Raw genomic sequence first — 23,811 nt, forward strand, 5'->3', positions numbered from 1 at the left:
CCCTTCCCGTCCCTTCCCCTCGCCGAATCGGAGCCGAGTGTGATCAGCCGACGACGACTGCTCAGCACGACCGCCACCGCCCTGGGAACCACCCTCATCGCCGGAGCCGTCCCACCCGCACACGCCGCGGAACGCGGTGCGCAAGGAGCCAAGGGGCTCCGGGTGGGCGGCTCGACCGCCGAGTACGTGAAGAACCCGCTCGGCCTCGGCGCCGCCCGCCCGCGCCTCGGCTGGCCGCTCACCGCCACCGCGCCGGGCCGCACACAGAGCGCGTACCAGATCCGCGTCGCGCTCAGCGAACGGGCCCTGGAGCGGCCCGACGTGTGGGACAGCGGAAAGGTCGAGTCCGCCGAATCGGCCCAAGTGACGTACGCCGGTCCGGAGTTGCGCTCCCGCACCCGCTACTACTGGACCGTGCGGGTCTGGGACGACCGGGGCCAGGTCTCCGGCTGGTCCGCACCCGCCTGGTGGGAGACCGGGCTCACCGAGGCCTCGGACTGGTCCGCCGACTGGATCGGGGCGCCCGCCTCCCTCGTCGGCGCCCCCGCCCTGGACGAGGCCTCCTGGATCTGGTTCCCGGAAGGCGACCCGGCGAGCAGCGCCCCGGCCGCGACCCGGTGGTTCCGGGGCGCGTTCGACGTACCGGAGGGGGTGACCCGGGCCCGGCTGGTGCTCACCGCCGACGACGGGTACATCGCCCACCTCGACGGTACGGAAGTGGCGCGGGCCGAACCGGACGAGGTCGCCAGGGCCTGGAGCCGCCCCTCGGTCACCGACGTCACCGAACGGCTGACCCCCGGCCGCCACATCCTCGCCGTCGCCGCGACCAACGAGGTCACCGGCCCCGCCGGACTGCTCGGGGTCCTGGAGCTGACCACCGCCGACGGCGTACGCACCATCGCCACCGGCGACGGCTGGAAGGCCGCCGACGCCGAACCCGCGGGCGACTGGCAGGCGTTGGACTACGACGACGGGTCCTGGCCCGCCGCGAAGGTCCTCGCCGCATGGGGCTCCGGCCCCTGGGGGAAGGTCGCTCCCGCCTACGCGCCCGTCGCCCAGCTGCGCCACGAGTTCCGGCTGCGCCGCAAGCCCGTCGCACGGGCCCGGCTCTACTCCACGGCCCTCGGTCTGTACGAGGCCCACCTCAACGGCAAGCGCGTCGGCACGGACCGCCTCGCCCCGGGCTGGACCGACTACGCCCGGCGGATCCAGTACCAGACCCATGACGTCACCGAGCTGCTCACCTCCGGGGCCAACACCCTCGGCGTGGAGCTGGCCACGGGCTGGTATGCGGGCAACGTCGGCATGTTCGGCCCGCATCAGTACGGCGAACACCCGGCTTTCCTCGGACAGTTGGAGGTCACCTACCGGGACGGCAGCACCGAGCGGGTGCTGTCCGGCACCGACTGGCGGGCCGCCACCGGGCCGATCACCCTGGCGGACCTCCTCACCGGCGAGACCTACGACGCCCGCCTGGAGACCGGCGGCTGGCTGCGCTCCGGCTTCGACGACGCCGCCTGGGCGAAGGCCGTGCCCGCCGAGGAGGAGGTCACCGCCGAACTGGTCGCGGAGCCCGACGGCCCCTGCCGCGTCATCCAGGAGCTGAAGGCCCGGAAGATCACCGAACCCCGCCCCGGCGTCTTCGTCTTCGACCTCGGCCAGAACATGGTCGGCACCGCACGCCTGCGCGTCACCGGCCGGGCCGGCACCACCGTACGGCTGCGCCACGCCGAGGTGCTGAACCCCGACGGCACCGTCTACACCACCAACCTCCGCACCGCCGCCGCGACCGACCACTACACCCTCAAGGGCGGCGGCCGCGAGACGTACGAGCCGCGCTTCACCTTCCACGGCTTCCGCTACGTCGAAGTGACCGGCTATCCGGGCAAGCCTCCGCTGGACGCCGTCGTCGGGCGGGTGATCCACACCGACGCGCCCCTCACCATGGAGTTCGAGACGAACCTCCCGATGCTCAACCAGCTCCACAGCAACATCACCTGGGGCCTGCGCGGCAACTTCCTCTCCATCCCCACCGACACCCCCGCCCGCGACGAACGCCTCGGCTGGACCGGCGACATCAACGTCTTCGCGCCCACCGCCGCGTACGCGATGGAGTCCGCGCGGTTCCTCGGCAAATGGCTGAGCGACCTCCAGGACGACCAGACCGCCGACGGAGCCTTCACGGACGTCGCGCCGCACGTCGAGGGCCTCGGCGCGGGGTCGGCCGGCTGGGGCGACGCGGGCGTCACCGTCCCCTGGGCCCTCTACCAGGCGTACGGCGACACCCGGGTCCTGGAGGCGGCCTGGCCCTCGATGCTGAAGTGGCTCGACTACCTGGAGGCCCACAGCACCGGACGGCTGCGGCCCGCCACCGGCTACGGCGACTGGCTGAACATCGCCGACGACACCCCCAAGGACGTCATCGCCACCGCCTACTACGCCCACAGCGCCGACCTCGTGGCCCGTACCGCCCGGGTCCTGGGCAAGGACCCGGCCCCGTACACCGCGCTGTTCGCGGAGGTCCGCGAGGCCTTCCGTACCGCGTACGTCACCGACGGCGGCCGGGTGAAGGGCGACACCCAGACCGCCTACGTGCTGGCGCTCTCCATGGACCTCCTGAGCACCGAGGAACGCACCACCGCGGCCGACCGCCTGGTCGCCCTCATCGAGGCGAAGGACTGGCATCTGTCCACGGGCTTCCTCGGCACCCCCCGCCTGCTCCCCGTCCTCACCGACACCGGGCACACCGATGTGGCGTACCGCCTGCTGCTCCAGCGCACCTTCCCGAGCTGGGGCTACCAGATCGACCGCGGGGCCACGACCATGTGGGAGCGCTGGGACTCCATCAAGCCCGACGGCAGCTTCCAGGACGCCGGGATGAACTCCTTCAACCACTACGCGTACGGCTCGGTGGGGGAGTGGATGTACGCCCACATCGCGGGCATCGCCCCCGCCGCACCCGGCTTCCGCGAGGTCACCGTGCGGCCCCGGCCCGGCGGCGGCATCACCCGCGCCCGGGGCCGCTTCGCCTCCCTCCACGGGCCGGTCACCACCGACTGGAAGGCGGAGAAGGGCCGCTTCCACCTGACCGTGGGCCTCCCCGTGAACACCACCGCAGAGGTGTGGATCCCGGCGGGCCGGGCCGAGGACGTGACGCACACCGGCGCCCGGTTCCTGCGGCTGGAGGACGGCTGCGCGGTGTTCGCCGTCGGCTCGGGGAGCCACCGCTTCGCGGTCTGAGCCCGCCCGGACGAGAGACGTACGCCGTACCGGCGGTCAGGCACCGCCGGTACGGCGTACGCGCGCTCTTGGGGCCGATGCTCCTCAGCCGCGGTCGAGCGCCTCGGCCGCGTCGGCCAGCTCCCGTACCAGCAGCGAGCCGAAACCCGGCGGACCGGCGTCCTGCGGGGGCCGCACAAGCGTCCGTGCGGGGCGCGGTTGCGCGGCCAGCGCCCGGGCACGTGCGCGCAGGCGCCGACGGTCGGCGGCGGAGAGGGGCAGCGTGTGCTGCACCAGCGAAGAGACCCAGCCGCCCGCCGCGCCTTCCAGGTCCAGCGCGCCCTCCGGCAGCGGGAGACCGGCGATGGAGAACGCGGGCACTCGCTCGAAGCGTTCGACGCCCGCGCGACGGGCCGCGCCGCCGTCAGCCCTCGCGCCGTGAACGCCAGAGCAGCCAGATGAAGTAGGGCGCCCCGATCACGGCGGTGAGGAGTCCGACCGGGATCTGCGCCGGAGCGATGATCGTCCGGCCGACCGTGTCGGACACGACCACCAGCAGCGCGCCGAGCAGCGCACTCAGCGGAACGACCCGCACATGACGGCGGCCCACCAGGGCGCGTGCCGCGTGCGGGGCGACCAGGCCGACGAACCCGATCACGCCGACCGCCGCGACGGCCCCCGCCGTCAGGAGGACGGCGAGGCTCAGCAGACCCAGCCGGGTGGCCCCGATCCGTACGCCGAGCAGGGCGGGTGTCTCGTTGTCCAGCCCGATCAGGTCCAGTTCACGGCGCATCACCACGAGAACGGGCAGCGCGACGACCAGAGCCACCAGCACCGGAATCAGCTCCGGGAACGTCCGGCCGTACGTCGACCCGCCGAGCCAGGCCAGCGCCTTCGTCTCGTTGTACGGATCGGTCAGCACGATCAGCAGACTGACGAACGCGCCCGCGCCCGCCTGGACCCCGATACCGATCAGCACCAGCCGGTTCTGCTCCAGACCACGCCGCGCGGCAAGACCGAACACCAGCCCCGCCGCGGCCGCCGCACCGGCCAGCGCGGAGCCGCTGATCAACCAGAAGCTCGCCAGCGGTACGAAGGTGAGGACGGCCACCGCCCCCACCCCGGCCCCGCTGACGACGCCCAGGACGCCCGGCTCCGCGAGCGGATTGCGCGACACCGCCTGGACGACGGCGCCCGCGACGGCCAGCGCCGCACCGGCCAGCAGGGCGGCGACGACCCGGGGGACGCGCGTGTCGAGGATGTACGTGACCAACTGGCCGGAACGGCCGGTGAGCCAGTTGCCCACATCGCCCAGGAGCAGCGTCGCGTCGCCGAACAGCGTCGCCGCCACCACCGCGCCGAGCAGCGCCACGACCGTCACCGTCAGGGTGAGGACGAACGCGCGCCGGCTGCGCAGCCGGGCGAACGCCGTCGAGCCGCTGTCCGAGCCCATGTCGCGCGACCGGTAGGCCAGGACGACCAGAACGAGCGCGCCGAAACACGTCGTGACGATGCCGGTGGGCACCTCCGCCCCCGCCTGGGCGCCGAACACCGCACGCAGCAGCACATCCGCGCCGAGCACCACGAGCACACCCGCGAGCGCCGACGCGGGGATGAACGCCCGGTGCCGGACCAGGCCCGGGATCCAGGTGCTGAGCAGCCGGACCACGGCGGGCGCGCACAGGCCGACGAAGCCGACCGGCCCCGCCACCGCCACCGACACCGCCGCCAGCAGCACCGCGAGGATCACCGCGATGCTGCGCGTCAGCCGGGGGCTCACCCCCACGACCGCCGCGCCGTCGTCGCCGAGGGCGAGGATGTCGAGGCGGCGGCCCATCAGCATGAGCCCGGCGAACGCCAGGAGCGCGGCCGGGGTCAGCCGGTCGATGGACTGCATGCCGATCTGGGCGAGCGAACCGTTGCCCCACGCGAACAGTCCGGTCGTCTGCTGGGAGCGCAGGAGCAGCAGCATCCCGCTCAGCCCGGACAGGGCGAGGGTGAGCGCGGATCCCGCAAGCACCAGCCGGATCGGCCCGGCCCCCGCCCGCGACAGACCGAGGACGACCCCCGCCGCGAGGAGCCCGCCGAGGAACGCGGTGGCCCCGGCCGGCAGCGCGGGCAGCGAGATGCCGAACGCGGCGACGGTGACCACCGCGAGATACGCGCCCGCGTTCACGGCGAGCGTGTCGGGGGAGGCCAGCATGTTGCGCGACACCGACTGGAGGGCGGCGCCCGCCGCGCCGAGCGCGCAGCCGACGAGGAGCCCCGCGGCGAGCCGGGGCAGCCGGGAGTCCAGCACCACGGCGGCCGTCTGCTCGTGGGCCGTCCGGTCGGAGGACGAGCCGGTCGCGAGCTGCCAGAGCGTGTGCAGATCGACGGCGGCGGTGCCCTGGCTCACATGGGTGACCGCGAGGGCGGCCAGGGCGAGCAGCCCCGCGAGCGCCAGGAGAAGCATCCGGCCGCGACGGGCCGGTGGGCCGGCCGTCACCGGGGCGACGGCCCCGGCCGGACCGGCCGCGCCCGCCACCGTCTTCACGGGGGCGGGCGGGACGGTTGTGGTGCGTGTGCTCATCGTCAGTCGGTCAGCGCACCGACGAGGGCGTCGATGTACTCGCGCATCGACGCGGTGCCGCCGAACATCCAGACGCCGTCGGGCAGCCGGTGGACCTCGTCGTTCTTGACGAACGGGAGGGACTTCCACACCGCGTTGTCCTTGAGGCCGTCGGCGAACGGGTCGCCGCCGTCGGAGTCGTTGGCGATGTACGCGAACTGCGCGTCGCCGATCTTCGTGAGGCCCTCGACATCGGTCGCGGCCAGACCGTAGGCCTTGTCGCCCTTGAGCTTCCACGGGTCGACGAGGCCGAGTTCGGTGTTGACGTCGGAGAGCAGCGAGCCCTTGACGTACGGGCGGACCGAGACCTGGTTGCCCTCCTGCCAGCCGTCGGCGAAGGCGACCTTCTCGCCGTCGAGACCGGCGTCCGCGAGCTTCTTCTTCCCGTCCGCGACCGCCTTGCGGAAGGAGTCGACCTCCGACTTGGCCTTGTCCTCGGTGCCGGTGGCCTCGGCGATGAGGTTGACCGTGTCGATCATCTGGTCGATCTGACGGCTCGCGTCGGCGGAGCGGACCACGACGACCGGGGCGGCCTTGGACAGCTGCGCGATGGCGGAGTCGGACAGGTCGGTGGTGGCGACGATGAGGTCGGGCTTGAGCGCGGCGACGGTGGCGACGCTGGGCTCGCCCCGGGTGCCTATGTCCTTGACGCCCTTGGTGAGCGGCGCGGCCTTGTCGTACGCGGTGTAGCCCTTGACGTCGGCCACGCCGACCGGCTGGACGCCGAGGGTGACGAGCGTCTCGACGACGTTCCACTCGGTGCCGACGACGCGCTCGGCCGGTCCGTCGAGGGTGACCTTCTTGCCGCGGGAGTCGGTGACCGTCACCGCGCTGTCCCCGGCGGACTCCTTCTTCGGGGCCTCGGTGGTGCCGCAGGCCGTGAGGGCGAGCGCGGCCGCGGCGGCGAGGACGGGCCACGTCAGGTGCTGGTTCTTCATGAGGGTGTTCAGGGCCTTTCGGAACGAAGGTGGTGGCGGCCGACCGCGCGGGTGCGCGGGATGCCGGTGGAGGAGTCGGGTTCGACGTCGATGCGTATGCCGTAGGCGTCGCTGAGCCGCTCGGGGGCGTACACCTCGGCGGGCGTGCCGGCGGCGACGATCCGCCCGGACGCGAGCAGGACGACCTGGTCGGCCACGGCGGCGGCCTGGTCCAGGTCGTGCAGCACGACCCCGACGGTGACGCCGTGGGTGTCGGCCAGATCGCGGACGAGGTCGAGGATCTCCACCTGGTAGCGCAGGTCGAGATAGGTCGTCGGCTCGTCGAGAAGGAGGACGTCGGTGTCCTGGGCCAGGCAGCAGGCGAACCAGACGCGCTGCAACTGCCCGCCGGACAGGCTCTCCACCCCGCGGTCGGCGAACTCGGCGAGGTTGGTGACGGCCAGCGCGTGCTCGACCATCCGGGCCCCGTCCGGGTCGGACCCCCGGAGCCCGGCCCGGTAGGGGTGGCGGCCGAATCCGACCACGTCGCGCACGCTGAGCCCGGCCGGTGCGTTCCGGCTCTGCGCGAGCAGGGTGACGCGGCGGGCGAAGTCGGAGCGCGACAGGGCGAGCGCGTCGACGGGCGCGGCGTCCTCGGCCTGGGCCGCCACGGTCACGGTGCCGGTACGGGCCTTGTGCAGCCGGGCCACGGCCCGCAACAGGGTGGACTTCCCGCTGCCGTTCGGCCCGATGAGCGCGGTGACACGACCGCGCGGCAGCCGGAGGTCGGCCCCGTGGACGACGTCCGTACGGTCGTACGCGATCGTCAGGTCGCGGGCGTCCAGGCCGGCGTCGGGTTCGGGGTCCGCGCCGGGACCGGCAGCGGCGGTCACGGCGGGTGCACCGGCAGCGGGCGCGGAGCGCCGACGCGGCGGTGGGTCTTCTCGGTCGAGGGCAGGAGCGATCACGCAGTGAGGTTAGCCTGGCCTAAGTTCACCAGGTCAAGCGGGATCCGGAATTGTGTCCTCCGTGTGATCCGCGGGCGGTCGACCGGTCGGCGGGCGCCCGCCTCCGGTGGGGTGGCCGGAGGGGGTGATCTGCTGCGCGAACCCCCGGACGGCGGTACTTTCCGGCCGAAGCAGCGGTTTGGTGCATCGAAGCGCTTCGGAGTATCCGCAGGTCAAACGGTCGTTTCGGATTGAACCGCCGAAGTCTGTCCATATGCTGGACGGCTTGCGCGAGGCACCTGAGCTGCCCGAATGACCATTCGGTCGGTTCGAACGTGCGTCTGCGGCTGGAAGCTGGCCGTCGATGTGCGCCTACTTTCCGCATGCGTAAGACTCCTGACCGCAATCAGGCACCCGACCAAGGAGTTTTCACCAATGCGACGCAACCCTCACGCCATCTTCGCAACCGTCACGGCGAGCACCCTTCTGCTCGGCGGGTTCGCGGCCACCGCCGCACAGGCCGCACCGGTGAAGGCGGAGAGCCTCTACGCTCCCTCGGCGCTCGTCCTCACCGTCGCCCGGGGCGAGGACCCGCTGACCGCCACCGTCGAGCGGGCCGTCACGCTCACCTGCGCCCCCACCGCCGAGGGAACACACCCCACGCCCGCCGCGGCCTGCAAGGAACTGGCAGAGGTCCAGGGCAAGTTCTCCGAACTGACCGCCGGCCCGTCGAACCGGACCTGCACCCGTCAGTGGGACCCGGTCGTGGTGACCGCCCACGGCGTCTGGCAGGGCAAGCCGGTCCGGTTCAGCTCCACGTACGGCAACGCCTGCGAGATGGCGGGCAACATGAACGACAACGCCGTCTTCGCCTTCTGATCCACCGGGGCGTGCCGACGCCGGAGTGATGGAGCACGACACCGTCCTCCCCGCCCGACCGCGTCCGGCGACCCGCCCCACCCGGCGTGCCCCGCACACGCCCCCGTCCACGACGACCGGGAGCCACGCGGTCGCCCGAGCCGTTTCCGCCGCGGCCGGCAGCGACCCGCCCCGGTCGATTGGACCCCCTACGATCCGCTCGGCCGGTCGGAGGACTCCTGCGTCACCCGCGTGCCCGGATGGCGCAGCGAGATCAGGAACGCCACGGCCAGCGCGATGGCCATCCCGTAGAACACCCACTGGTTCGCCTGGGCGAAGTCCATCCGGATCGCGGCCATCGAGTCCCGTACGGTCTCGGCCACCGGCCCGGAGCCGGACGGCCCCCGGGAGTCCGCGTGACCGGTCACCGACTGCGCGACGGACTCGGCGATGTCGCGCGACTCGCCGTCCGGCAGGCCCTTGCTCCGCAGCGTCTCGTCCACCTTGGTGATCGTCGTATGGGTCAGCATGGTGCCGTAGACGGCAAGACCGATGCTGGCGGCGAAGTTGCGCACCGTCTGGGTGATGCCGGTGACCTCGCCGTACGAGGCGTCGATCGCCCGGTTCACCGCGTCCGTCGAGGCAGGCGCCAGCAGCAGTCCGATCCCCGCGCCCGCCATGGCCGCGTACAGCCATTGGTCGTGCATGGACAGGGAGGTCAACTTCCCCGCCCACAGGGCGAACCCGACCGCACCGAGCGCCGTGCCGAGCTTCATCGCCGGCCGTGCGCCGCGCTTGTCGAGGATCCGGCCGCCCCACTGGGAGGCGAGCCCGAAGCCGATGAAGAAGTAGAGGAGGTACAGCGCGGCCTGGTTCGGCGAGGCGCTCAGCGAGACCTGCGCGTACACGGAGGCGAAGAAGAACACCGGGACGAACGCCATCATGGCGAAGAACAGCACGGCGTTGTCGACGCGGAACGCCAGATCGCGGAAGACCCGCAGTTTGATCAACGGGAAGCGGGTGCGCAGCTCGTACCGGCAGAACACCGCCAGTACCAGCAGCCCGCCCGCGATACAAGCCCAGGTGGCGACGGAGTCCCAGCCCCAGGTCCCCGCCTGCTGCAGACCGAGCACCGTCAGCCCCATGCCGACGGCGACCAGCGCGGCGCCGGGCAGGTCCAGCGGCTCGCGGCGGGCCCGGTCCGGGATATGCGCCAGCAGCGCCAGTACGACGGCGATGACGGCGATCGGCACGTTGACCCAGAAGATCGCCCGCCAGGTCCACGCGGTGAGCCAGCCGCCGAGCAGCGGCCCGACCGCGGTGAGCGCCCCGGACACCCCGAAGAACAGCGCCAGCGCCCGGCCCCGCCGCTCCACCGGGAAGACGGCGATGACCACGGCGAGTGCGGCGGGGAACATCAGTGCGGCGCCGATGCCCTGGACGGCCCGGAAGCCGATCAGCCAGGCCTGCGCGAAGTCCCCGGAGGGCACAGCTCCGCACAACGCGGAGGCGATGACGAAGACCAGGGTGCCGATCAGCATCACGCGTCGGTGCCCGAAGATGTCGGACAGCCTTCCGCCCAGGGCGAAGAAGGCGGCCAGCGTCAGCAGATAGGCGTTGACGACCCACTGCATCTGCGAGGAGGTGAGCCCGAGTTCGTCGATGATGTCCGGGGCGGCGATCGCGACGATGGTCTGGTCGATGAACGTCATCGACACGGCGAACAGCATGGCCGCGAGAGCGAGTCCCTGGTTCGGCGGGCCGCCCTGCCGGGCCGCCGTTCCCGGATCCGAGGACCTCGGACCGGGGGCGCCCTTCTCCGGGATGTCTCTGCCCATGCGTCCATGGTGCTCGGACTGCCGCCGTGCTGCATCCCGAGCCGCGAACGCGCCCCCGCCGCAGGGAGAATTCCGGGGCGGGGGCGCGTTCGCGCTACTTGGCTGCCGCGGATCCCGTGTACGGGAGCAGGGCCATCTCGCGGGCGTTCTTGATGGCGGCGGCCATCTGCCGCTGCTGCCGGGCGCTGATCCGGGTGACCCGCCGGCTGCGGATCTTTCCCCGGTCGGAGATGAATCGCCGCAGCAGATCGGTGTCCTTGTAGTCGATGTACGTGATCCTGGCGGCGTCCAGGGGGTTCGGCCGGTTCTTGAGCGGCTTGCGGGGGTCCTGCTGACGGGCCATGAGTCTTCCTCGTGCTCGATGTGTTCGGGGTGTTCGGCGGGGCGGCGTACTGCGTGGTTCCGGTGTGCGGGCGATACGGGCCGGCTCAGTGGACCGGGTCGAGGAGCGCGTCGAACGCGGCGGGCAGGCTCTTCCACGCCTCCCGCCCGGAGCCGTACTCCTCGTCCGTGAGCAGGCAGGAGTCCAGCAGCCCGGTCAGACCGTCACGGTCGAGGCCGGGGGAGACGAAGACCAGGTGCTGGCAGCAGTCGCCGTGCTCGGGGTGCCAGTCCAGCGCCGCGGCGGCCCGCCGGTAGGGCGGCACCATGGACCAGGCGGCGTCCGGGAGCGAGGCGAGCCAGGGTCCGGTGTTCTCCACGCAGAGCGCGCCGCCCGCGGCATCCCAGGAGAGCAGTGTGTCGGGCCGGTCCGCGAGCCAGAACCGGCCCCGGCTGCGGGCCGCGGCGCAGCTCAGGTCCTCCAGCGCGTCGAGGAGTCGTTCGGGGTGGAAGGGCCGGTGCCGCCGCCAGACGAGCGTGCCCACCCCGGCCTCCTCCGCCTCCTGCGGAAGCAGGGCGCAGGCAGGGTGCTGCCCCGCGTCCGCCGCCTCCACGTCGAACCCGGCGAACGCGAGACGGGCCAACTCCGCCGACCCGGCAGCTGCCTGACGTGCTGTCGGATGGAGCTGCCGGATCAGCGCACGGTCCTCGTCGTCGGCCGCCGGGCTGGGCGCCACGGCGAGGACGGGGGCGTACTCCACCTGCCGGGCCCAGGTGTCGCCGATGGTCCGCCGGTCGCCGGGCGCCGCCGCTAGACCGGCCTCGGCCAGGTCGTCGCCGTTGGAGAGGCAGGCCAGGACGAGGGTGGGGTCGACCGCCGCGAACACATTGGTCACCTCGGCGGCGGTGGTGTGCGCGGCGATCACCTCGGCCATGGACTTCGGCTCGACGGAGTCCCAGAGTTCCACAACGGCGAGGCGGGTCACCCCGTCCTCCGCGAGCCGTTCGAGTTCGGGCACGAGGTCCTCGCGCAGCGCGCAGCAGGCGCATTCGTTGACCAGCGGCGTTTCGCCGGAAGTCAGCTCGCCCCCGGCGTCCCGCAGGGAGCGGCGGACCGTTCCGCCGGTGGCCGTCGCCAGATCGTGGTGGAGCGCGACGCTGTGCGGAACCTCCCGCAGCAGCCCCTCCACCACATCGCGGCGCGCCTCGGAGTGCAGACCGCAGACGATGACGACGGGCAGTTTCGTACGGTGCTCGCTCACCGGGCCTCACCGCGTCCGTAACGGCGCTCGAAGCGCTCCACGCGTCCGGCGGTGTCCAGGACGCGGGCGGTGCCGGTGTAGAAGGGGTGGCTCGCGGAGGAGATCTCCACATCGACCACCGGGTAGGTGTTGCCGTCCTCCCACACGACGGTGCGGTCGCTGGTCATGGTCGAACGGGTCAGGAACGCGAAGTCGGCGGCCCTGTCGCGGAAGACGACGGGGCCGTACGAGGGGTGGATTCCGGGCTTCATGGCGGTGTCCTAGGGGTGTGCTTCAGGGTCGGGCGTCGGGGGAGCGGGAGCTTCAGCGCTCCTCGCGGAAGTCGACATGGCGGCGGGCGACCGGGTCGTACTTGCGCAGCACCATCCGGTCGGGGTCGTTCCGCCGGTTCTTGCGGGTGACGTAGGTGTAGCCGGTCCCCGCGGTGGAGCGGAGCTTGATGACCGGGCGTACTTCGTTGCGAGCCATGGGCGCTACTATATGGCAATGGTTTCCATTTTCAATAATGGATGCGCCGAAGGAGAGGTAGGTAACTTTCATGTCCGCCCACTGCCAACTGACCGGCTCGAAGCCGGGATTCGGCAACAACATCTCCCATTCGCACCGCCGGACATCCCGCCGGTTCGACCCGAATGTCCAGCGCAAGCGGTACTGGCTGCCCGGTGAGGGGCGGTACGTGCGCCTCACGCTGAGTGCCCGGGCGATCAAGACGATCGACAGCATCGGCATCGAAGCCGCGGTCGCGCGCATCCGTGCGCGGGGGGAGAGGGTCTGATGGCGAAGAAGAGCAAGATCGCACGGAACGACAGCCGCCGGGAGACCGTCGAGCGGTACGCGGCCCGCAGGGCCGAGCTCAAGGAGATCATCCGCCGGCCCGGCACGCCGGAGCGCGAACGGGCTGCCGCGGTCGAGGAGTTGCGGCGTCAGCCGCGCGATGCCAGTGCCACGCGGGTCCGCAACCGGGACAGCGTCGACGGCAGGCCCCGGGGGTATCTGCGCAAGTTCGGCCTCTCCCGGGTCCGGATGCGCGAACAGGCCCACGCGGGATTCCTGCCAGGGGTGACCAAGTCCTCCTGGTAGCACCGGCCGCCTTCCCGGTGACGCCGGGCTGAGCGAGCGGAGGCCGGCGGGCGGTGGCGGGACGGGGTCCGCCACCGCCCGCCGCCACCCGCGACCTCGCCCTCAGCGGCCGACCGGATCGGCGTGCGCCCCGTCCCCGGGGGTGAGCAGGGCGAGGTGGCCGCCGTCGTCCAGGGGCGTCGGGACGGTCAGGGTCGTGACCTGGGCCGCCCGGTCCGCGTCGAAGATGTGGACCTCGCCGTGGCCGCCGCGGCTGACCGCGACCAGGCCGCCGCCGGGGGAGGCGGCGACGGCCCGGCGCTGCACTCCGTCCCAGGGGGTGCCGCCGGGCCGGGGCGCGCCGGACATGGCGGGCAGGGGCAGCCGAGCGCTCACCGCCGGGCGGGCTCCGGCGACCGGGGGAGCGGTGAGCAGGATGAGTTCGTCGCCGTCCGGGTGGACCCGGGTGTACGCGATGTGGCGGGCGGTCACCGCGAGCCGGAAGACCAGCCCCGGACCCAGGTCCAGCCGGCCCGTGACGCCCGTGTCGAGGTGGTGCCACCAGGCGTCGTTGGACCAGTCGGGCCACTGCCCGGGGTCACCCGAACCGCCGCGCACACAGGACCAGAGCATGCGCCGTACGGGGTCGAGCCGCAGGTAGTAGCCGCGCCCGCCGGACCGGCCGTCGGCGGACCAGGACAGGGGAGCCTCGGGCGCGAGGTCGTCCCCCTCCCGCCGCGCGCGATGCACCCCCGAGCCGGCGGCGGCGAACATCCGCCCGGTGAGCGGGTCGTGGGCATCGCCGTGTCCGTCGTCGTCGGGCAGGGCGATCCGCCGGACCGGGCCGGCCGGCGGGCAGGCGGGGGCCGAGCGCATCAGGTCGCGGTGCCGGTGGACCAGCAGTTCGCCCGGTTCCCGGTGGCGCAGCACCACGAGCGGGGACGGTCCGCCGAGGACCGTGACACCCGGCTCGCCGGTACGCCCCCGTACGCGTACGGCGACGGCGCCGTCCGGTGCGTCGAGGTCGACGGCGGTCAGCAGTCCCGTCCAGGCCTCCTCGTTACGGCCGAGGCCGGTGGTCACCACGAGCTGCCGGCCGCCCGGATCCGCCGCCAGATGCTCGGCGGGGATGGCGACCGGTATCCGCCGCCGGATCAGCGGCCGGTCCGCGCCGGGGCCGTAGGGGTCGAGGACCAGCAGCTCGCCCGCCCGGTCGTCCACGCAGGCGACCAGGTCGTCCGGCAGGGCGAGGAAGCCCGCGTGCTCGGCGAGGTGCCGATGGTTCAGCTCCGCCCGCTCGGTGCCGTCCGGAAGGTCCAACAGGCTGATCCGCCCCGCGACATGGTCGGAGACCAGGAGGCGCGGCGGCGTCTGCGGCGAGGACCGGGCGGTGCGGGGGCGGGCGTGCGGATGAGGCATGACGAACTCCTGGCATCGGCGGGAACGCGCTGACTTTATTGGAAATGATAATCATGTGTAAGGTTTCGGCTTGTGGCGGGGATGCTCCCGGGGCTCCGCCGCCACTGCCGCATCCCCGGGACCACACAGGAACGTTGAGGTACCGCCGATGCCACGAACCGCGCTGAGAGTCCGACGCTGGGCAGCGATCGCCGTACTGGGCGGCCTGCTGGCCGGCTGCGGGACGGAGAACGCCGACACCGGGAAGCCGGCCGCGGCGGCCGGTGCCGGAGCCCGTACGAGCACGGAGGTGCGGCCCATCGAGGCCACCACCCGGATCACCGACGCCAAGGGCGTCACGGTCTCCCTGCCGAAGCCGCCCGAGAAGATCGTCTGCCTGGTCGCCCTCTGCGACGACATCCTCGTCGAGCTGGGCATGACCCCGACCGCCACCAACTCCCAGGTGCTGGCGCACCCGGAGTTCCTGGGCGAGGCGGAGGCGGCGAAGGTGCCGGTCGTGCCCGGCGGCTTCCTCAGCCCCGAGGTCGAGGCGATTCTGTCCCACCGTCCCGACCTGGTGATCGGCCTGGAGGACACGCACGGCAAGCTGGCCCCCGCGCTGAAGGGCGCCACCACCTTCTGGCCGGTCCAGCCCGGATCCTGGCAGGACAGCGTCGGCTACCTGCGGGACCTCGCCGCGCTCACCGGCCGCACCGAACAGGGCGAGAAGGCCGAGAAGACCTTCCGCACCCGCCTGGCGGAGGCGGAGAAGCGGAAGAGCGACAGGACCGCGCTGATCGTCTACGGCAGCGACGAGAACTTCGGCGTGGCCACCCCGGAGACCGATGTGGCGGCCGGACTGTTCCCGAAGATCTCCCACTACCCGTGGAAGAGCCGTGGCGTGGACGGGAGTTACAGCCTGGAGGAGATCCTCGCCCGGGACGTCGACGTCCTGTTCGTGGAGACCCTGTCCTTCGGCGCCCCGGACGGCAAGCTCTCCGACAAACTGGCGAAGAACCCCCTCTGGTCACGCATCCCCGCCGTGAAGAACGGCAAGGTCATCGAGGTCGACTCCGAGGTGTGGGCCAAGGGGCGCGGCACCCGGTCGCTGGGCGTCGTCCTCGACGAGGCGACGGCCGCACTGCGGTGAGGCGTCCGCCCGTCGCGCTGCTCTGCCTGGGCGCGGTGGCCCTGGCGAGCGCGGTCTGCGCGCTCAGCCTCGGCACGCCGTACGTCCCACCCGCCAGGCTCCCGGCCGCGCTGGGGTCCGACGGGCTCGCGGGGCTCGTCGTCACCGAACTGCGGCTGCCCCGCATGGTCCTGGCCCTGCTCGCGGGCGCCTGCCTGGGCGCGGCGGGCCTCGTCCTCCAGGAGGCCCTGCGCAACCCGCTGGCCGTGCCGGAGATGCTGGGCGTCTCCTCCGGCGCCGCCCTGGGCGTCGCGGCCCCGCTGGTCCTGGCGCTGTCCGTCCCGCTCGGGCTGCAGCCGTTCCTCGCCCTGGGCGGGGCGGCGCTCGGCGGTCTGCTCACGCTGGTCGCCGCCGGATTCGGGCGGAGCCCGTCGGCCGTCCTGCTCACCGGAGCCGCCGTCGCGGCCGCGCTGCAGGCGGGACTGCTGGTGCTGATGGTCATGGCCGACCAGCTCGACCTCCAGCTCATCTACCGCTATCTGCTGGGCAGTCTGTCCGCCCGCACCTGGGACGACGTCACCGGTCTGCTGCCCTGGCTCGCCGTGGCCGTTCCGGCGCTGGTGCTGTGCGTACCGGTGCTCGGGGTGCTGCGCCTCGGCGACGACGACGCCCGTGCGCTGGGCGTACGGGTGGAGAGGGCACGGGTGGCCGCGCTGGGCATCGCCATCGTCCTCATCGCCCCCGTCGTCGCGGTCTGCGGTCCGGTGGCCTGGGTCGGCTTCCTCGCCCCGCACCTGGCCCGCCGCCTCCGCCCGGACGGCGGCGCGGCCGGGTGGCTCGTGCGGTCGGCGGTGTGCGGCGCGATCGTGGTGCTCTGCGCCGACCAGCCGGCCCGGCTGGCCCTGGCCCCGGTCGAGACGCCCGTCGGCGCGTGGACCGCCCTGGTCGGGGTGCCGGTCGGGGTGGTGCTGCTGAAACAGGGGAGGCGGCCGGCCGGGGACCCGGGGCCTGGGGCCCCGTCCGCGTCCGGGGGTTCGCCCGAACCGGGGAGTGCGGCCGTTCCGGTGGGCCTGCCGGTGCCGGGGAGTCGTTCCGCATCGGGGAGTTCACCCGGGTCGGGGATCCCGTCCGCACCGGGGGGTCCGCCGGACGTCTCCGCTCCCGTCCTGCGGAAGGCGGAACGATGACTCTCCTCGATGCCGTGCCCGGACCGGCCCGCCGCGCCCTGCGCGCACCGGCCATCCGGATGGGCGGCCTGGCGGTACTCGTCGCGGTGGTCGCCTGCGCGGATCTGTTCGCCGGCCGAGGCGTCACCCCCGAAGGCGTACGGGCCGTGCTGCTCGGGGCCGGCGGCGACCCCACCGCCGAGCACATCGTGCTCCAACTGCGGTTGCCACGGCTGCTGGTGGCGCTGGTCGCCGGGGCCTGCCTCGGAGTGGCCGGGCTCGTGCTCCAGTCGGCCCTGCGCAACCCGCTGGCCGGACCCGAGGTCACCGGCGTCACGCCCGGTGCGGTGCTCGGCGCGGTGGCCGCGACCGGCCTCGGCCTCGCGGGCTGGGAGTCCCCCACGGCCGTGGTCGTGGCGGCCTGCGTCGGCGGCTTCGCCGGAGCGGGGCTGCTGTGGCTGCTCGCCGGGCGGGACCGGGGCGACCCGGAGCAGACCGCTGTCTACGGGGTCCTGGTGTCGGCGGTGCTCGCCGGACTCACCGCCGTCGTTCTTCTGGTGGCTCCCGGTGAACTCGGCAGCGTCGTGCAGTGGTTGATCGGCTCCACCGAGGGCCGCGTGTGGCAGCACTGGAATCTGCTCTGGCCGTGGGCCGCCTTCTGGGGTGCGGCCGCCTGGCTGCTCGCCGGACCGCTGACCCTGCTGCGCTGCGGCGACGAACAGGCCGCGGCGGCGGGTCTGGCCACCGGCCGGGGCCGGGGCGCCGCGCTCGTGTGCGCGGTGGCGCTGACAGCCGGCGCGGTCTCGGCGGTGGGCGCGCTCGGCTTCGTGGGACTGCTGGTGCCGCATCTGGCGCTGGCCGTGTTCGGAGCCGACCTGCGCATCACGCTCCCGGGCGCCGCGCTGTTCGGTGCGGCGGTGGTGTGCGGGGCGGACGCCGCCGCCCAACTGCTGTCCCGGCTGCTGGCCACGGCGTTGGAAGCGGACCGGCTGACCCTTCCGGTCGGCGCACTGACCACGTTCGTGGGGGCGGGGCTGCTGATGGTCGTGGCACGGCGAAGGGCGGACGAGCGATGACGGCGGGCAGCGAGGCGCGGACACGGCAGGTCGTCATGGACACAGGGCATGAGCGTTGGCGTGGACGGAACAGAGGTACAGGGATGAGGAGGCCGGCATGCCGGAAGGCCTGACCGAACAAGTGGACACGAGCCCGGCGAAGGGGCCCGGCCCGGGTGCGGAGTCCCGCGCGACGCCCGGCCCGGATGTCGTGCGCGCGGAAGGGCTGGCCTTCGGCTACCCGGGACGCATGGTGCTGCGCGGGGTGGACCTGAGCATCCGGGCCGGCGAACTGGTCGCCCTGATCGGGCTCAACGGATGCGGCAAGAGCACCTTCCTCAAACTGGCCGCAGGACTCCTCGCCCCGAGCGGTGGCCGCGTCCTGCTCGAAGGCGACGACGTGGCCCGGCTGCCCCGCCGCACCGCGGCCCGACGCGTCGCCCTGCTCCATCAATCGGCGCCGACCGTACCGGGGTTGACCGTACGTCAGCTGGTGCGGCAAGGGCGCTATGCGGCCCGGGGTCCGCTGGGGATGCTGCGGGAGGGCGACGACGAGGTGACGTCCCGGGCGCTCGCGGACGTCGGCGTCACCGGCTGGGCCGACCGGCCGGTGGACGCGCTGTCCGGGGGCGAACGCCAACGGGTGCGGCTGGCCATGGCGCTGGCCCAGGACGCCCGCGTGCTCTTCCTCGACGAGCCGACCACGTATCTCGATCTGCGGCACCAGCTGGAGGTGCTCCAGACGGTCGTACGGCTGCGCGCGGAGCGCCGGTTGACGGTGGTGATGGTGCTGCACGACCTGAACCACGCCGCCCGGTTCGCCGACCGGATCGTTGCGCTGCGCGAGGGCCGCGTCGCCGCCGACGGGCCCCCGGCCGAGGTGGTCACCCGGCAGTTGCTGGCCGAAGTCCTGGGCGTGGACGGCCGGGTGGGGATCGACAGCGAGGGAGGCTGGCCCGTCTGTTACCCAGATCACCCTCTCGAACCGCTCCAGCTATTGCGGAATGAAAATCATATTCATTAGTGTCTGTGCTGCGGCACGCACGAACGCATCAACGCATCACCGCCGTGATCCACACCCATCCGATCCGACCGAATGGAGACTCCACCTCATGGAGAACAACAAGGTGTTCAGCCCGATCGCCGACCAGGGCCAGCTCGCCCACCTGTCCGCCACCCACTCGAACGCCCTCGTCGAGAACCCCTTCGACGACGCCGTCGAGGCCGACACCGCGGGCGAGAAGTGAGCGAAGCCTGCCGCTGACGGCAGGTTTCCCCGCGTAGCGCGGGGGCGGGCCCGCCCGGTGACTCCCCGGGCGGGCCCGCCCCGTTCACCCCCGCTGCCCCCGTTCCCTCCCCGGAACATCCCGTCCCCGCATTCCGTATCCCGTCCCGCCGCACCGGAGGATTCCGTGACCCGCAGTCGACTCGCTCCCGGCACCGGGATCGTCACCGCCCCCGGAGCGGGCCCCGTGCTCCGGACCTCCGGAGGAGAGTTCCTGCGCATCGACACCGGCGGTGTCGACGCCGAGACCCTGGTGCGCCGGCTGGTGGGAGAGAAGGCGCCGGACGAGGGTGCGCAGGCCGCTGAACTCGCCGTGCTCGTCGAGGCGTTCGAGGAGGGCGGGCACGCGGTGTCCGGCCCGCCCCCGGCCCCGCTCGCCGGTCGCACCGTCCATGTCCTGGGCGACCCCGTACTCACCGGCCCGGTGGCGCGCTGCGCCGGGGCGGAAGGGGCCGAGGTCCACGAGACCACCCCGGACCGCGTGGCGGAACTGGCCAGGGCGACCTCGGACCCGAGCGCCGAGGGGCGCGTCGCCGTGGTGTGGTGCCTCGACTCGCCCGTACCCGAAGGGCTTTGGGACGCTGCGGACCGGTTGCCCGGGCAAGGGATCGCCTGGCTGCGGTGCCACCGCGAGGGGGCTCACGTCTGGACCGAGCCGCCCGCCTCGGCCCCGGGAGACGTCACCGCCCGGCACGTCCGTCTCCGCAGACTCGCGGCCACCGCCGCCCATCGCGAGCTCGCCGCGTACTGGGCCGGACACCGCACCCCCGACACCGGACCGCACCCGACCGAGGCCTCCGCCGCCCTGATCGCCGGGCTCCTCACCGCCGATCTGATCGCGTGGGCCGAAGGCGAAGCCGGTGCCGCAATAGAACCTGGTGGCAGTGCCGGTGTCGGTGCTGGCGCCGAAACCTCATTCGGGCCGAGCGGGCCCACCGGTCTCCCGCCCCGCCGTCGGCTGCGCCGGATCGACCTGCGGGACCTCACCGTCACCGAGCACCCCGTCCTCCCCGTCCCGGACGTCGCACCCCTGCCCGCCCCCACACCGGTGACCGCCCGCGCCGAGGCCGTAACCGTGAAGGCGCGCCGGTGAACACCCGTACCGTGTACGTCCCCACACCCGACGGCATCGCGCTCGCCACCGACGTATGCCTTCCGGACGGGACTCGCCCCCGGCCCGCCGTCGTGATCAGAACCCCGTACGGGCGCGACGCCCACCGCGCCGAGCTGCGCGGCTGGGCGGCCCACGGATTCGCCGCCCTGGCCCAGGACGTACGCGGCCGCCACGGCTCACCGGGGGAGTGGCACCCGTACCGGGGCCACGAGAAGACCGACGGCGCGGCCACCGTCGCGTGGGTGCGCGCGCAGGCGTGGAGCAGCGGTGAGGTGGTCGCCGCGGGCGCTTCCTACGCGGCGCACTGCGCACTCGTCACCGCCCTGGCCACGGCCGGCGGAGCCCTTCGCGACGGAGTCCCCGATGCCGTCATCGCCGCCGTCCCCGCGCTCGGGCTCACCGAGACGGCGCGCGAGCCCGGGGGCCCGGAGAGGCTGTGGGCCCGGGCCGGCTGGTGGGCGGCCCACGGCGATCGTCGCGACTCCGACCCGGACGCGCTGGACCGCGCCCTGGCGGACGACCCCCGGCTGCTCGAACACCTCCCGATCGCCCGCCTGGCGGATCGGCTGGCCCAGGGCCTGGGACGCCAACTGCCGTCCTGGCCACGGCTCTGGGCCGGTCGGAGCCGTGGCCGGCTCGTCGCACAGGGTTCCGCCGCCCGCCTTCCGCTGCTGGCCGTCGGCGGCACCCGTGACCCCTTCGCCGAGGACACCGTGGCCCTGTGGCATGCCTGGGGCGGCCCGTCCCGGCTGCTGCTCGGTCCCTGGGGCCACCGTCTCACCGCCGACCCGGCCGCCCCGGCCCGCGCCCGCGTCAACCTCGGTGCGCTGTACGTACGGTGGGCCCGCGCCGCGCTCGCCGGCCACCTGGAGCCGACGCGGCACGGGGTCATCGCCCTCGGCGACAGCGGCCGCTGGCACAGCACGCGGGCGCGGAGCGCACCCCGGCCTCCGTCGCCGGACAGTCACCGCGACCGCGATCGCCGCACTGTCACCACCGATGCCGCGGCCCGCGCCTCGGCCGCAGCCAGCGTACGCGTCCTGCCCGCCGCACCTGCCCTGCCCCCGGACACCGCCCCGGCCCGCACCGTCGCCTGGCCCTTCGACTCGCCCACCGGCCTACGGCTGCTCCACGGAGCCGAGTTCAGCGCCGACCCGGACCGCCCCGTGCGCTCCGACGGCCTCGCCGTCCCGGCCGGCGGTGACCGCGCCGACCGCTGTCTGCTCCTCTCGCCGCCGCTGCCGCGCCCGCTCGACCTGGCGGGAGCCGCCGCCGCCCGGATCAACGTCATGGCCGACACCCCCTGTGCCGACTGGGCCGTACGCCTCACCGCACTCGACCCGTCCGGCCGCGCGGATCCGCTCGCCTTCGGCATCGTCCGGCGTACCGGCCCGCCCGGCGAAGCCGCGGACATCACCGTGCCGCTCGGCACGCTGGGCCGTCGGCTGCCCGCCGGAACCCGGTTGCGGGCCGAGATCGCCGGACACCACTTCCCCGCCCACGCCCGTAACCCGCACACCGGCGAGGACCCGGTCACGGCCACCCGGCTCGTCACCTCCCACCGCACCGTGAACCCCCGGGGCAGCGCCCTCCACCTGCCCGTCGTCGCCCGACGCCGCTACGTCGAGCCCGTACCGGAGATATGCCGTTGACCAGCGCCCTGCCCATCGAAGCCCTCGTCGATCCCGTCACCGGGATCATCCGGGACGTCGCCCCCGTCGAGCACCCCACGGGTGCGCCACCCCGCTACACCGCGATGACCGCGGACGTCGCCGACGCCCGTCGGCTGGGCGCCTGGCCCGCCGACCGGGTCTCGCTCGGCACGACGTTCGGCGACCCCCGGGGCGCGTGGATCGCCGCGGTGGCCGAGGCCGTCGAGCGTTACTGCGGCAACCGCCTCCCGCCACCGGGCCACCCGCAGGAACCCCGGCGGGCCACCGCCGCCGAACTGGCCGCCGAGGGCCACCGCCTCTACGGGCCCGGCGCTCTGCCCGCGTACGCACCCTGGCAGTACGGCCGGCAGGGATTCCCGTACGCCGAACTCACCGACGACACACCGGTGCTGTGGACCCAGGCTGTCGAGGACGGGGAGCCGTGCTGGGCGCCCGTGGCGTTGACCCACCTCAACTGGCGTCAGGGCGAGCTGCGTTCGCTGCCCCGCACCCACCACCTCAACTACGCCGGTATCGCCACCGGGCAGGGCCTGGACGACGCCGTCGAGCGCGGACTCCTCGAAGTCGTCGAACGGGACGCGCTGGAGCTGTGGTGGCACCTGGACGGACCCACCCGGGGCATCGACCCGGCGAGCGTTCCCGGACTCACCGAGGACCTGGCCGGCTGCGGTCTGGACGTGCACATCGTGGAGATGCCCTCGGAGTTCGCCCCGTGTGTGGCGGCCCTCGTGCACGATCCCGGGCGCGGCATCCACGCGGCCGGGTTCGCCTGCCGGTACGACCCGGCGGAGGCGGCCCGCAAGGCCGTCCTGGAGGCCGTGCACACGTGGGTGTTCACACAGGGCGCGGTGGACGCCGACGGCTGGGTGTACCGGGCGGTGGAAGCCGGCATGCTGGCCCGCGGCCTCTACCTCGATCACCGCGCCGACCGGCGCTATGTCGACGACTGCGGACCCCAGTTCGCCGCCGTCCGGGACCTCGGCGCCCATGTCCAGGTCTGGCTGGACGACCGGATGGCCCCGCTCGCCCGCCGGTTCACCGAACCCGCGCTCGGCGTCGTCCCCGTCACCGGGATCGCCCCCGGCAGCCGCACGGCGCTGGACGCCGCGCTCGCCGCCGGAGGGCACCGGGTGATCACCGCGGACCTCACCACGGAGGACGTCGCCGAGACCACGCTGCGCGTCGCCCGCGTCCTGGTCTCCGGCCTGATCCCCAACGCCCCGGCGGCCTTCGGCTACTTCGGCTGCCCGCGCTTCGCGGACGCGGCGCTCGCCCGGGGGTGGCGATCCCGGCCCCCGGCCGACCCCGAGGACTTCACCCTCGCCCCGCCACCGCACATGTGAAGGAGCGTGCCCCATGCCCGACACACCGGACCGAACCGCCGCGCCCGCCTCCGGGGCAGACGTCGCGCAGCCCGCCGTACCTGCCCTGGCGGCGCGTTCCGTGCTGCCGGACCCGCCTGCTTCCGGGGCGGGCGCCGAGCTGCCGGACGCGCCTGCTGCGGGGGCCGCGGGGCTCGTTCCTGGGGCGGGCGCCGAGCTGCCTGTCGTTCCCGCTGCGGGAGCGTGCGGGGTGGGGGCGGCGGGGCCCATTCCCCGGACGTTCGGTGTGTCACCTGTCGCCCCCGCTGCCGGGGCGTGCGCGGTCGGGGCGGCGGGGTCCGTTCCCGGGGCGTTCGGTGTGCCGCCTGTCGTTCCCGTGGCCGGACCGGCGCCGGTCCGGCCGACCGTCCACGCCCTCGGGGCGCGTGCCCTGCTGCCCGACATCGCCGCTCCCGGGGTGCGGGCCGCGCTGCCCGACGTGCCGGCTCCCGGGATGCCCGCCGTGCCGCCTGCCACACCCGTCGTCCGACCGGTTGCCGCGTGTCCCGCCGCATCCGCCTCCGGGGCGTCTACCGCGCCGTGCGGCCTGCCTCCCTCCGAGGTCCGACCCGCGCCACATGCCGCGCGGCCCGATGCA

At 73.7% G+C, this 23,811-nt stretch carries 22 protein-coding genes; 12 read left to right on the plus strand and 10 right to left on the minus strand.

Annotation, left to right across the window (positions count from 1 at the left end; genetic code table 11):
- The first annotated feature begins 39 nt into the window (after positions 1-39).
- Complete coding sequence (locus ACSMXR_RS34375) at positions 40-3,240, plus strand: alpha-L-rhamnosidase (RefSeq protein ID WP_473170711.1); 3,201 nt, start codon at positions 40-42, stop codon at positions 3,238-3,240.
- 84 nt (positions 3,241-3,324) lie between these two features.
- Here the strand turns inward: ACSMXR_RS34375 and ACSMXR_RS34380 are convergent, their stop codons facing one another.
- From ACSMXR_RS34380 to ACSMXR_RS34395, 4 genes are read right to left on the minus strand one after another with little or no spacing between them, the layout of a single operon-like run.
- Positions 3,325-3,600, minus strand: a complete 276-nt coding sequence (locus tag ACSMXR_RS34380; RefSeq protein ID WP_473170712.1) for a hypothetical protein — start codon at positions 3,598-3,600, stop codon at positions 3,325-3,327.
- Between the two features lie 43 nt (positions 3,601-3,643).
- Positions 3,644-5,791, minus strand: coding sequence for an iron ABC transporter permease (locus ACSMXR_RS34385; protein ID WP_473170713.1), 2,148 nt, complete (start codon positions 5,789-5,791; stop codon positions 3,644-3,646).
- A gap of 2 nt (positions 5,792-5,793) precedes the next feature.
- Positions 5,794-6,768 (minus strand): ABC transporter substrate-binding protein, encoded by a 975-nt coding sequence (locus ACSMXR_RS34390; protein ID WP_381850924.1) that lies wholly within the window; start codon positions 6,766-6,768, stop codon positions 5,794-5,796.
- Positions 6,769-6,776: 8 nt separating this feature from the next.
- Positions 6,777-7,715: an ABC transporter ATP-binding protein gene (locus ACSMXR_RS34395; protein WP_473170714.1), complete on the minus strand. Its 939-nt coding sequence runs from the start codon at positions 7,713-7,715 to the stop codon at positions 6,777-6,779.
- A 414-nt stretch (positions 7,716-8,129) separates the two neighbouring features.
- Here ACSMXR_RS34395 and ACSMXR_RS34400 point away from each other — a divergent pair, with 414 nt between their 5' ends.
- Positions 8,130-8,573, plus strand: a complete 444-nt coding sequence (locus tag ACSMXR_RS34400) for a subtilase-type protease inhibitor (RefSeq protein ID WP_473170715.1) — start codon at positions 8,130-8,132, stop codon at positions 8,571-8,573.
- A 188-nt stretch (positions 8,574-8,761) separates the two neighbouring features.
- Here ACSMXR_RS34400 and ACSMXR_RS34405 read toward each other — a convergent pair whose 3' ends face one another.
- From ACSMXR_RS34405 to rpmG, 5 genes are all read right to left on the minus strand, one after another.
- Positions 8,762-10,390 carry an MFS transporter gene (locus ACSMXR_RS34405; protein ID WP_473170716.1) on the minus strand — a complete coding sequence of 543 codons (1,629 nt, stop codon included), beginning with the start codon at positions 10,388-10,390 and terminating at the stop codon, positions 8,762-8,764.
- A 94-nt stretch (positions 10,391-10,484) separates the two neighbouring features.
- Entirely contained in the window at positions 10,485-10,733 is a 249-nt protein-coding gene (gene rpsR, locus ACSMXR_RS34410) for a 30S ribosomal protein S18 (protein WP_137227944.1), read from the minus strand.
- Positions 10,734-10,818: 85 nt separating this feature from the next.
- Positions 10,819-11,973: a CobW family GTP-binding protein gene (locus tag ACSMXR_RS34415; protein ID WP_381850930.1), complete on the minus strand. Its 1,155-nt coding sequence runs from the start codon at positions 11,971-11,973 to the stop codon at positions 10,819-10,821.
- On the minus strand, positions 11,970-12,224 hold the full coding sequence (locus tag ACSMXR_RS34420; protein WP_473170717.1) for a type B 50S ribosomal protein L31: 255 nt from the start codon (positions 12,222-12,224) through the stop codon (positions 11,970-11,972). Before ACSMXR_RS34420 ends, ACSMXR_RS34415 begins: the two co-directional genes overlap by 4 nt.
- Before the next feature lie 52 nt (positions 12,225-12,276).
- Positions 12,277-12,441: a 50S ribosomal protein L33 gene (rpmG, locus tag ACSMXR_RS34425; RefSeq protein WP_003964410.1), complete on the minus strand. Its 165-nt coding sequence runs from the start codon at positions 12,439-12,441 to the stop codon at positions 12,277-12,279.
- Positions 12,442-12,511: 70 nt separating this feature from the next.
- On the opposite strand from rpmG, the gene rpmB reads away from it, so the two are divergent.
- On the plus strand, positions 12,512-12,748 hold the full coding sequence (gene rpmB / locus ACSMXR_RS34430) for a 50S ribosomal protein L28 (protein WP_137227938.1): 237 nt from the start codon (positions 12,512-12,514) through the stop codon (positions 12,746-12,748).
- Positions 12,748-13,053 (plus strand): 30S ribosomal protein S14, encoded by a 306-nt coding sequence (gene rpsN, locus ACSMXR_RS34435; RefSeq protein ID WP_218523727.1) that lies wholly within the window; start codon positions 12,748-12,750, stop codon positions 13,051-13,053. Before rpmB ends, rpsN begins: the two co-directional genes overlap by 1 nt.
- Positions 13,054-13,155: 102 nt before the next feature.
- Here rpsN and ACSMXR_RS34440 read toward each other — a convergent pair whose 3' ends face one another.
- The gene (locus ACSMXR_RS34440; protein WP_473170718.1) at positions 13,156-14,451 is read right to left on the minus strand and encodes a hypothetical protein; all 1,296 of its coding nucleotides are present in this window, start codon (positions 14,449-14,451) and stop codon (positions 13,156-13,158) included.
- Positions 14,452-14,599: 148 nt separating this feature from the next.
- On the opposite strand from ACSMXR_RS34440, the gene ACSMXR_RS34445 reads away from it, so the two are divergent.
- The 8 genes from ACSMXR_RS34445 (at position 14,600) to ACSMXR_RS34480 (ending at position 23,195) form a co-directional block, all read left to right on the plus strand.
- Positions 14,600-15,580, plus strand: coding sequence for an ABC transporter substrate-binding protein (locus ACSMXR_RS34445; RefSeq protein ID WP_218523726.1), 981 nt, complete (start codon positions 14,600-14,602; stop codon positions 15,578-15,580).
- Complete coding sequence (locus ACSMXR_RS34450; RefSeq protein ID WP_473170719.1) at positions 15,577-16,746, plus strand: FecCD family ABC transporter permease; 1,170 nt, start codon at positions 15,577-15,579, stop codon at positions 16,744-16,746. Before ACSMXR_RS34445 ends, ACSMXR_RS34450 begins: the two co-directional genes overlap by 4 nt.
- A complete protein-coding gene (locus tag ACSMXR_RS34455) occupies positions 16,743-17,801 on the plus strand; it encodes a FecCD family ABC transporter permease (RefSeq protein ID WP_137227929.1) in 1,059 nt (352 codons plus the stop codon). Before ACSMXR_RS34450 ends, ACSMXR_RS34455 begins: the two co-directional genes overlap by 4 nt.
- Positions 17,802-17,898: 97 nt before the next feature.
- Positions 17,899-18,804, plus strand: a complete 906-nt coding sequence (locus ACSMXR_RS34460; RefSeq protein ID WP_473170720.1) for an ABC transporter ATP-binding protein — start codon at positions 17,899-17,901, stop codon at positions 18,802-18,804.
- A gap of 88 nt (positions 18,805-18,892) precedes the next feature.
- On the plus strand, positions 18,893-19,027 hold the full coding sequence (amiA, locus tag ACSMXR_RS34465) for a streptamidine family RiPP (RefSeq protein WP_240805756.1): 135 nt from the start codon (positions 18,893-18,895) through the stop codon (positions 19,025-19,027).
- Positions 19,028-19,192: 165 nt separating this feature from the next.
- Positions 19,193-20,158, plus strand: a complete 966-nt coding sequence (locus ACSMXR_RS34470) for a hypothetical protein (protein WP_473170721.1) — start codon at positions 19,193-19,195, stop codon at positions 20,156-20,158.
- Positions 20,155-21,831, plus strand: a complete 1,677-nt coding sequence (locus ACSMXR_RS34475) for a CocE/NonD family hydrolase (protein ID WP_473170722.1) — start codon at positions 20,155-20,157, stop codon at positions 21,829-21,831. Before ACSMXR_RS34470 ends, ACSMXR_RS34475 begins: the two co-directional genes overlap by 4 nt.
- Entirely contained in the window at positions 21,828-23,195 is a 1,368-nt protein-coding gene (locus tag ACSMXR_RS34480) for a YcaO-like family protein (protein ID WP_473172481.1), read from the plus strand. Before ACSMXR_RS34475 ends, ACSMXR_RS34480 begins: the two co-directional genes overlap by 4 nt.
- The last annotated feature ends 616 nt before the right edge of the window (positions 23,196-23,811 follow it).

Source organism: Streptomyces sp. DSM 106670 (assembly GCF_055792845.1).

Bases quoted from the DNA above. Each gene is read 5' to 3' on its own strand.
- ACSMXR_RS34385 (WP_473170713.1), bottom strand. From the start codon at position 5,791: ATGAGCACACGCACCACAACCGTCCCGCCCGCCCCCGTGAAGACGGTG.
- rpmB (WP_137227938.1), top strand. From the start codon at position 12,512: ATGTCCGCCCACTGCCAACTGACCGGCTCGAAGCCGGGATTCGGCAAC.
- rpsN (WP_218523727.1), top strand. From the start codon at position 12,748: ATGGCGAAGAAGAGCAAGATCGCACGGAACGACAGCCGCCGGGAGACC.
- ACSMXR_RS34445 (WP_218523726.1), top strand. From the start codon at position 14,600: ATGCCACGAACCGCGCTGAGAGTCCGACGCTGGGCAGCGATCGCCGTA.
- ACSMXR_RS34390 (WP_381850924.1), bottom strand. From the start codon at position 6,768: ATGAAGAACCAGCACCTGACGTGGCCCGTCCTCGCCGCCGCGGCCGCG.
- ACSMXR_RS34400 (WP_473170715.1), top strand. From the start codon at position 8,130: ATGCGACGCAACCCTCACGCCATCTTCGCAACCGTCACGGCGAGCACC.
- rpmG (WP_003964410.1), bottom strand. From the start codon at position 12,441: ATGGCTCGCAACGAAGTACGCCCGGTCATCAAGCTCCGCTCCACCGCG.
- ACSMXR_RS34420 (WP_473170717.1), bottom strand. From the start codon at position 12,224: ATGAAGCCCGGAATCCACCCCTCGTACGGCCCCGTCGTCTTCCGCGAC.
- ACSMXR_RS34455 (WP_137227929.1), top strand. From the start codon at position 16,743: ATGACTCTCCTCGATGCCGTGCCCGGACCGGCCCGCCGCGCCCTGCGC.
- amiA (WP_240805756.1), top strand. From the start codon at position 18,893: ATGGAGAACAACAAGGTGTTCAGCCCGATCGCCGACCAGGGCCAGCTC.
- ACSMXR_RS34405 (WP_473170716.1), bottom strand. From the start codon at position 10,390: ATGGGCAGAGACATCCCGGAGAAGGGCGCCCCCGGTCCGAGGTCCTCG.
- ACSMXR_RS34440 (WP_473170718.1), bottom strand. From the start codon at position 14,451: ATGCCTCATCCGCACGCCCGCCCCCGCACCGCCCGGTCCTCGCCGCAG.
- ACSMXR_RS34460 (WP_473170720.1), top strand. From the start codon at position 17,899: ATGCCGGAAGGCCTGACCGAACAAGTGGACACGAGCCCGGCGAAGGGG.
- rpsR (WP_137227944.1), bottom strand. From the start codon at position 10,733: ATGGCCCGTCAGCAGGACCCCCGCAAGCCGCTCAAGAACCGGCCGAAC.